Source organism: Nonomuraea sp. B10E15, assembly GCF_039871615.1.
In the GTDB taxonomy this organism is placed as follows: domain Bacteria; phylum Actinomycetota; class Actinomycetes; order Streptosporangiales; family Streptosporangiaceae; genus Nonomuraea.
Map to the genome: position 1 here is coordinate 202480 of NZ_JBDPMB010000003.1, position 8341 is coordinate 210820.

At 69.0% G+C, this 8341-nt stretch carries 6 protein-coding genes; 3 read left to right on the forward strand and 3 right to left on the reverse strand.

Features of this window, described 5'->3' with window-relative positions:
* Positions 1–131: 131 nt before the first annotated feature.
* Both ABGB14_RS13900 and ABGB14_RS13905 read right to left on the reverse strand, forming a co-directional pair.
* On the reverse strand, positions 132–1430 hold the full coding sequence (locus tag ABGB14_RS13900; protein ID WP_347644020.1) for a glycosyltransferase: 1299 nt from the start codon (positions 1428–1430) through the stop codon (positions 132–134).
* Complete coding sequence (locus ABGB14_RS13905; RefSeq protein WP_347644021.1) at positions 1423–1953, reverse strand: TetR/AcrR family transcriptional regulator; 531 nt, start codon at positions 1951–1953, stop codon at positions 1423–1425. Before ABGB14_RS13905 ends, ABGB14_RS13900 begins: the two co-directional genes overlap by 8 nt.
* Before the next feature lie 209 nt (positions 1954–2162).
* On the opposite strand from ABGB14_RS13905, the gene ABGB14_RS13910 reads away from it, so the two are divergent.
* Complete coding sequence (locus tag ABGB14_RS13910; protein WP_347644022.1) at positions 2163–2582, forward strand: RidA family protein; 420 nt, start codon at positions 2163–2165, stop codon at positions 2580–2582.
* A gap of 77 nt (positions 2583–2659) precedes the next feature.
* Positions 2660–3229: a TOPRIM nucleotidyl transferase/hydrolase domain-containing protein gene (locus ABGB14_RS13915; RefSeq protein ID WP_347644351.1), complete on the forward strand. Its 570-nt coding sequence runs from the start codon at positions 2660–2662 to the stop codon at positions 3227–3229.
* A gap of 64 nt (positions 3230–3293) precedes the next feature.
* Here the strand turns inward: ABGB14_RS13915 and ABGB14_RS13920 are convergent, their stop codons facing one another.
* A complete protein-coding gene (locus ABGB14_RS13920) occupies positions 3294–7637 on the reverse strand; it encodes a histone-like nucleoid-structuring protein Lsr2 (RefSeq protein WP_347644023.1) in 4344 nt (1447 codons plus the stop codon).
* On the opposite strand from ABGB14_RS13920, the gene ABGB14_RS13925 reads away from it, so the two are divergent.
* Complete coding sequence (locus tag ABGB14_RS13925; protein WP_347644024.1) at positions 7599–8312, forward strand: hypothetical protein; 714 nt, start codon at positions 7599–7601, stop codon at positions 8310–8312. The two genes, ABGB14_RS13920 and ABGB14_RS13925, sit on opposite strands and share 39 nt — an antisense overlap.
* The last annotated feature ends 29 nt before the right edge of the window (positions 8313–8341 follow it).

An 8341-nucleotide genomic window follows, 5' to 3' on the forward strand; every position in this document is an offset into this window, starting at 1 on the left:
CGGTCACGATACGTGCCGCCCCCGACGTTCCAGCGCCGCGTGGAGGCGCGGCGCATGCCGATGGGCCTGGCGGGATGCGGTCGCCGGTGCCCCGGAGCCGTCTCGGCGACGTCCGTGACGGCCCGGACGGCTCAGCCGTGTCGTGCCTGGGGGGCGCCCTCGTCCCGGCCGGTCGCTCGTTCGGCGAGGGCTTCGAGCTCGGCGACCGCCCGGTCGGTGGCCGTCTCGGCGGCGATCTCGGCCGCCAGTCGCCCCGCTTCGCGGCGGTAGGACGGGTCGCGCAGGACGCGGTCGATCGCGCGGGCGATCGTACGAGGGGAGGCGTTCTTGCTCACGGTGACCCCGGCGCCGGCGCGTGCGACGTGCCGGGCCACCTCCGGCTGGTCGCGTCCTTGCGGGATGCAGACCATGGGCACGGCGGCCGCCAGGGACTTGACGGCCGTACCGTGCCCGGCGTGCGTGATCGTCACCGAGGCGTGGCGCAGCGCGACGTTGTGCGGTGCCGACGCGGTGACCAGGACGTTGCCGGGCGCGCGGACCGTCGCCGGGTCCATGGCCGGGCCGGTGGTCAGCAGACCGCGCACCGGCAGCGTGCCGAGGGCTTCGGCGATCCGCTCGAGTTGCGTGCGCTGGTCCATGAACGATGAGCTCAGGCTGGCCAGGACCAGCGGCGCGTCACCGTCAGGCAGCTCCAGTTCCCCGGCCCAGGCCGGGTCGTCGAGCCGTGGGCCGACGTGCCGGATGTGGGCGGGGAAGCGCCTGCCGGGGAAGTCCAGCGTACGCGGGGACAGCACGAGCAGCCGGTCGACCCGGTCGAACGCGTCGATCACCGAGTTCACCGGCGGCAGGCCGTGCGCGGCGCGAGCGGCGTTGAGCGCCGGAAGTCCCTTCGCCCACGGTCGGAGGACCAACCGGGTCAGCACCCGATCGCGCAGGCGTCCCAGCGCGCCCGTGGCGGGAGAGAGCCCCAGGCCGGGCGGCGGCGCCCCCGGAGTGGGAAACGTGTACAGGGTCGTCACCAGCGAGGCCACGGGCAGGCCGGCCGCTTCGCCGGCGATGAACGCGCCGAGCAGCATGTGCTCGGCGACCAGCACATCGGTCGGTCGGGCACGCAACTCGGCCAGCGTGTCCCGGCCGTAGTCGGCGGCGGGGCCGCAGACGATGCGATCTCTCAACCGCGCGAACGCGCCCACCGGGGTGCGGGCCTCGAAGTCCTTGATGACGTCCTTGGCCGGATCGGTGGCGTCACCTTGGGGCGCCGTGGTCCAGGCGATCGGCTCCAGGCCGCCTGCGGCGATCTCCTCGTGCAGCGAGCTGTCCGCCAGCACCCGGACATGGTGACCGCGATCTTGCACCGCGCGGGCGACCGACAGGACGGGCGGCACGGCTCCGCCTCCGGACCAGGTGGCGAACAGGAAGTTCTTACGCATCGTGTCTCTTTCGGGGGTCGATCGAGGTCAGCAGGTCACGCATGGAGCGTTCGGCGTCGTCGCGCGACAGGCCGAGATCGCGCCGCCACAGCTTCCACAGGTAGACGTCCGTGGCGGCATGGTGCAGGTTCACCGCATGCTCACGGTCGGGTCCGCAGGAGGGCAAACGATCGGCGAAGACCCGTTCCAGCCAGGCCCGGTGCTGGCGGCGGGCATGGGCGGCGGCCCGGGCGACGGCCGGGACACGGTCGACTTGAGCGGTCCACAGCACGTTGGCGTCGCCGTGACGTTCGTAGTCGGCGAAGAGCACGGCCACGATCGCCTCGACGTCACCGACCGGCGCCTGACGGGTCAGCTCGGTTCGGGAGGCCATCTGATCGGCGAGGACGTCGGCGAGCCCTTCCTTGCCGCCGAAGCGGTTGACGATCGTCTGCACCGACACGCCCGCCTCGTCGGCGATGTCCTGCAGCGTGACGTCGTCGTACCAACGCTGCATCCACAGCGCGGCCGCCGCCTCCAGCACGCGCGTACGCGTGACCTCCATGGCCGCGGTACGGGAACCCATGCGGTACGGGCGCCTGCTCCCATTTCCCATGGACTCATCCCTATATTCAATTGAGTGATAAGTCAAGCGAAAATCGCCCTCGCCGGCGAGCGCCTGCCGAGTCCGGGGCCAGCGCGCAACGCGCTAACGTGGGCGAACGTATGCGAACGGGACGGAAGGACGATGTCATGGTTCGGCGCTGGAGCCCGCCCGAGGTCGGGGCGCCGCTGGCGAAATACCACCATCTGGCCGCGGCACCCGCGGACTCGGAGCTGCTCTTCATCGCCGGCCAGGTCGGCACGGACGCGACCGGGACCCTCGTGGGGAGCGACGCGGCGACCCAGACCCGCCAGATCTTCGCCAACATCGAGGCGCTGCTCGCCTCCGCCGGGTCAGGGCCGCAGCACCTCCTCCGCCTGTTCACCATGGTGGCGGGCACGGAGCACCTGGCGGGCTTCCGCTCGACGCTCGACGAGGTGTACGCCGCCTGGTTCCCGGACGGGGGCTGGCCCGCCAACTCGTTGATCGTGGCCGCCGCGCTCGCCGCGCCTGACATCGTGGTCGAGGTGGAGGCCGTGGCGGTGGTGCCCGAGCGCCCGGCCGGGTGACGCCCTTTACACTGTAGATTCGCAATAAAGGGGTCGAACCTCCCCTCGTCCGGTGCCAGGCTGGGCTAGTGAGCGACATGCAGACGGTGGTCCTGGTCGAGGGCCTCAGCGACAAGTCGGCCGTCGAAACGCTGGCCGAGCGCCGTGGCCTGGATCTGGCGGCCGAAGGCATCTCCCTCGTGGCGATGGGCGGCGCCACGAACATCCGGACGTACGCCGGCAGGTTCGGCCCTTCCGGGAGCAACCTCCGGCTGGCCGGTTTGTGCGACGCCGGAGAGGAAGGCGACTACCGGAGGGGCCTTGAGCGCGCCGGCCTCGTCTCCGGCTCCAGCAGGAACGACCTGGAGGCGCTCGGATTCTTCGTGTGCGTCGCCGACCTGGAGGACGAGCTGATCCGCACCCTCGGCACCGCAGCCGTCGAGCAGGTCGTCGACGCCGAGGGCGAGCTCGGCTCGTTCCGCACCTTGCAGAAGCAGCCCGCGTGGCGCGGCGGTAGCACCCATGACCAGTTGCGCCGCTTCATGGGGTCGGGCAGCGGCCGCAAGATCCGCTATTCCGGCCTCCTCGTCGAGGCCCTCGACCTCGATCGCGTTCCCCGGCCGCTGGACATGCTTCTGACCCACCTGGCAGGCAGCCGCCGATGGTGATCTCCCGACCGCTTCCTCCTCCGCCCGCCCTTCCGGTTCCAGAGCCGACAAGCGGTCGCCGCCTTCAAGAGGTACCGTTCGCTCGGCGGTAAGCACTGACCACTTCTTCGGGAAGCCGACCGCGATCGCCGACGTCGTATCCCTGTGTGCGCGCCCACGCGCGGATCGCTCCCATGGAAGCGGGAGCGCTCGCCACCGGGCCCAGCCCGGCTACAGGATGTGGACTCGTACGGTTCCCCCCAGCAACGGACATCGCCATGATGGGGATCTCGCCCATCTCACGAGGATCGCCGTCCTCAAGGCCGTCCCAGCCGTCATGTGGAGACAGGGCCACAGCGCTCCACTCCGCGACCGGGACGCCGTTCCCATCGGACATGACCTCGCCGGGCTGGATACCGCGCCGGTCGAACTCGGCCCACAGGTCCTCCAGCGCGGCGTCTGGATCGAAGTAGAACTCACTCTCGCGGATCCGCCAGAACCGCCAGCCCGCCCTTTTGAGTTCGCGCTCCCGATCCAGGTCGGCCGCACGCTGGTCGGGCGTGCCGTGCCAGAAGTCGCCGTCGCACTCCACCGCGAGACGTCCCTTGGCACCGCTCACGACGAGGTCGATTCTGCGGCCGTTGACCTCGAACTGCGGGGTCACGTGGTATCCGCGCTCGCGGATCCGCAGGAACACCCGTTGCTCGAAGAGCGAGTCGAAGGCCGGGTGACGGGCGTCGGCGGTGACGTCGGACAGCGAGCCGGGCGGGTCCGTGGCGGGCGGGTTCGCCATGTAGGCAAGCAGTGACCGCCGCAGGCATGCCGGTGACAGCAGGTCGGCGCTGACCGAGTGGAAGAGCCACATCTGGTCCTTCGCTCGCGAAGCGGCGACGTTGAACCGGCGCTGCCACTCGGTGGAGGTCACCGCGGAGCGTCTTTCGGCGACGACCATCGACAGGAAGATGACGTCGCGCTCGTCTCCCTGGAAGTCGGGCGGCGTGCCCACCCGCAAGCGTCGCTTCTCCCAGTCCTTCGGGTCGATGTGGTCGAGCAGCATGTTGTGGATGAGCTGCGCCTGGCCCGTTCCCTGCAGCACGACGACGCCGAAGGTCTTCTCGTCATAGGACGGGTCCTCCATGCAGTCGAGGATCCGTCTCACGATGGCCTCGGCTTCCACGCTGTTGCGCAGGCGCGTCGCCGATCCTTCGCTCCACGCGCCGTCCACTCGTACGACTTGGAGCGGCGGCAAACGGTCGGCGCCGAACTGCCGGAGGGGTATGAGCGGCTCGTCGGCGTAGAACTGCCGCGAGGAGAAGTCGATGATCTCCGGCATGCACCGGAAATGCTCCTTGAGGCGGAGGACGGAGCCGAACCGGGTCGAAAGAAGGTCGAAGAGACTCGACTTCGGTGTGAAGGCGTCCCGCAGGTAAGCGGGAAGGTCCGGAAGATATGTGGAGAGCTTGGCGAAGATCGGTTCCAGCTCGCCGTGACTCACAGCGGACGGGGCGCACTGCTTGTCATCGCCGACCACGATGACGCGCGGGGCCAGCCAGAGCAGGAAGAGCGCCTCGATGCTCGCCTGGCTCGCCTCGTCGACGATGACGACGTCGAAGGAGTCGCGGATCGGCGGGATCGTCTCTAAAACCTGCTGCAACGGCATGATCCAGGCCGGTACGGCGTCGCGGGCATGTGTCATGGCCTCACGCGCGAGGCTCTGGTATCTGCCGGCGTAACGTCCGGTCCCCTTGCCCAGCTTGCCGATGTGGTCCTGGTAGGCGCGTAGCGCCGTCGTCTGCTTGGCGTTCATCCGGCCCAGCGCGGCCTGCCAGGCCTGCTCGGCGGCGAGTTCGGCCGTCAACCGCATCTCCCGCGCGGTCGCGGCCTCGAGCTCGCTCTCCAGCCGTTGTTCGAGTCCCTGCTGCCGCTGCTGCGTGAAGAAGGTGCGCGCCTTGGCCCAGGCCCAGGCGCGATCCCAGGTGGTGAAATGGGCGTGCCAGGCGCCGGCTTCTGTGAGCAGGGTCAGCAACGCCGGATGGGCGGCACGCACCTTCCCCGCAAGTTCGTCACAACGGATCTGTTCGCGCTGCTCGCGCTGGGCATCGGTGAGAGCCGTGAGGCAGAGCTGATAGGTGATCGCGTCTCGCACGGCGACCGAGTGTGCCGCTTCGAGGAGTTCCGGCGCCGGTGTACCGAGACGGGCCTCATGCTCGAGAGCCGCGAGCAGATCGCCGAGCTGAGCTGTGGCACGGTCCGCCTCGGCCCGTAGTCGTACGGCCTCCAGAGCCATGACGTAGGAGCGCCATTCGCCAGAGGTACGGAGGCTGACATGGACTCCGGCTGCGGCGAGGGTCCGGGATGTCTCCGCCACCGCCGCGATGACCTGGCGCACGCGTCCGAGGCGGTCGTACGCGTCGCTGAGCTGGGCCACCCTGCGCAGCAGCGGTTGGTTCTGCGGGAACTCCACTCCCACGAGCTGCCATCCGCGCTCGAGTTCGTCGGCGGCGGCGCGCCCCTCGATGTCGGCTATGACGAGCGAGAGGAGTTCGGCGTTGACGGGTGTGACACCGTCGACGACTGTGGCGTTGAGCCACGGCTCGGCCTGCTTCTGGACAGCGGGCCGGAAAAGGCCGCGCTTGAGCTGGTTGCCTCCGGCCAGATAGTCGCGAAGCGCTCGAAGGGACTGCAGGTAGGAGCTGACAGCCGCGGGAGAGTCCGGCTCCGGATGTTCGATCTTCCGGAAGCCGATGTGCCGGACGGCACTCTGAGCTGCGGTGAGGCGGTCGGTGTGCGCGGCGAGTTGTTCCCAGATGGCCATCTCGCGGCCGAAGAGCCCGTCTTCCAGAGCCCGGGCCGCCCAATCGTCCGGATCCCACGTGTCCGGATCGTCTGGCAAGCCGAGCCGTTCAATGGTGAGACATGCGTCGGCTGCGATGCCCTCCAGCTGCCCGATCACGTCCGGGGCCAGGTGCTCCAGGCGAACGGAAATTTCCGTCTCGGCCTGCCGGGCCTGGGTCTGCGCGGCCGCCTCCGCCGCGATGAGGCTCTTGAGCTTCTCCGCACCGGGCAACGAGGTCACGTCGGGAATCCTCTGCGCCGGTCTGGCCTTGCGACGCGGCGTCTCACCGGCGAGCAGGGGGACGAGTTCCGCGGCTTCAGCGGCCGAGATCGGAGGAAGGGGCGCCGCTCCAGCGGGAAGAGGCAGGGGTATCCACGAACACTCCGGCTCCTCTCGCTCGATTCGCCGGACGATGTCGGCGAGGGTGCCGGAATATCCGGGTGCGATCTCGCCGTGGCGGTAGGTCTCCGATTCGCGCAGGGCTCGGATCCGCTCCGTCAGCTCCACGGTCGCCCGGCGCGCGAAGTCAAGTTCGTGCCGCTTCTCCGTGATCTTTCTGGACTGACGGTCCGGGTCGAACGATGAGAAGCGGGTCGACAGCGCCTTGACGCCACCTTCCAGTTCCGCTGAGCCGCCACGGCCGAGATCGGTCATCGACACGCACAGGCCGGCGATCTCCGAGGGCAGCTTGTCCCTCAGGACACGAAGCGCCTGAGCCTTCTGGCTGGCGACCAGCACACGTTGGCCCTGAGCAAGCAGCGCGGAGAGCAGGTTGGCGATGCTGTGTGTCTTGCCCGTGCCGGGAGGTCCCTGCACGACGACGCCGTTGTCCCCCTGCAGGCGAGTCATGATCGTGCGCTGCTCGGGGTTGGCGGGGAGGGGGAACAGCGGGTCGTGTCCAAGGGATCCCGAGGACGCGACGCCTTCATCTCGCAGGAAGGCCATCCGCTCGGCGGGTTCGAGGGGAGCCACGAGCTGGGCCAGGCCCAGAGGTGTCTGCGCGCCGGGACCCGTCAAAGTAGCGATCATCTGGTCGTAGTACGAAATCAGCGAGCCGTGGTCGCGCTTGCGCAGGACCAGGGCGGGCGCCGGCCGGACTTCTGCTGATTTCGACGGCGTCTCGCCAGGTGCCCACTCCGGAAAAAAGCGAGCCTCCGTCTCGAGACCGCGGTCGCACCATGCCTGCAGCAGTGCGGCCACGGAGTTCTGCAACCCCACCGCCTCGCCTTCGCGTACGCGCTGCCGCAGCCGGTCGGTGCGCTGGGGTGTGAACCCGTCCAGGTCCGTCAGGAGCTCGCGGTCCTGCAGAGCCGGAGCGGTTTCTCCCAGCAGTACGTCGATCCGCTCGGTGTCCGGGTCGATGCGCGGGTGCAGCCGGGTCGCGATCAGGTGGTTCCGGACCCGGATGCCGCCGGGAGCGGTCCACGTGAGCAGCCCGGTGCCCAGCACCAGCTCCCACTCGTCATCGGCCTGCCCCAGCTGGGTGCTGATGGAGTACAGCTCCCGGTGCAGGCGCTGCTGACGCACGCGCACCCGTTCGTGCTCAGCCCATGCTTGCCAGGCAGGGAGCCACTTCGCATAGGTCTCGACCACGTCAGGACAGTCCTGCTGCGTCTCCTGCCGCAGCTGCGGCTCGCCGTCCTCGTCCGCGTCCTCGACCTGGCCGGGGCCCGAATCGGAGAGCTCGGGCGCGTCGAGTTCCTGGTCGAACAGCTCTTCACGCCTCAACCAGCCGTCGAGGTCTCCGGGTGGCGAGGGAGGCGGGACGTTGCGCACGTGCTCGACAGAGAGAAGAACGTCGCCGAGCTCGGCGGACCGCTGGAGGACGACGGTGTCCGGGAGATCTGCGAGCCAGAGCACCTGCGCGTGCCCGAGGATGTCTCTTACCGGCACCCGGCGGGCGGTCGCCAGATCGCGGAGGAACTCCACCAGACGCGTGGTGGAGTCGACCAGGAGGGGGTCGCGGGCCCGCGACTGCTGCTCGCTCACGCGGCTTCACTCCTTCGGCTTGTGCCTGCGAGGTCAGAAGTAAAGGGATTTGAGGGCCTGGGAAGGCAGCTCCGCGGCGCGGGGCCACGCCGAGCGCGACATGCCTCGTTGCCAGGTGATCGCTTGGCCCAAGCGATGGTAATGGCTGTGCGAGTGAGGGAATGGAGCGATCTAATACTGAAATCGGTATGTGACGTCATTTTATGTGTTGACGCCGTCAACGCAAAGCATATACCGAACTCGACCATCGACGTGTACTCTACGCCGGTGGATGCTTGACCGGTGCGGCGTTGAACAAGGGAGTGCCC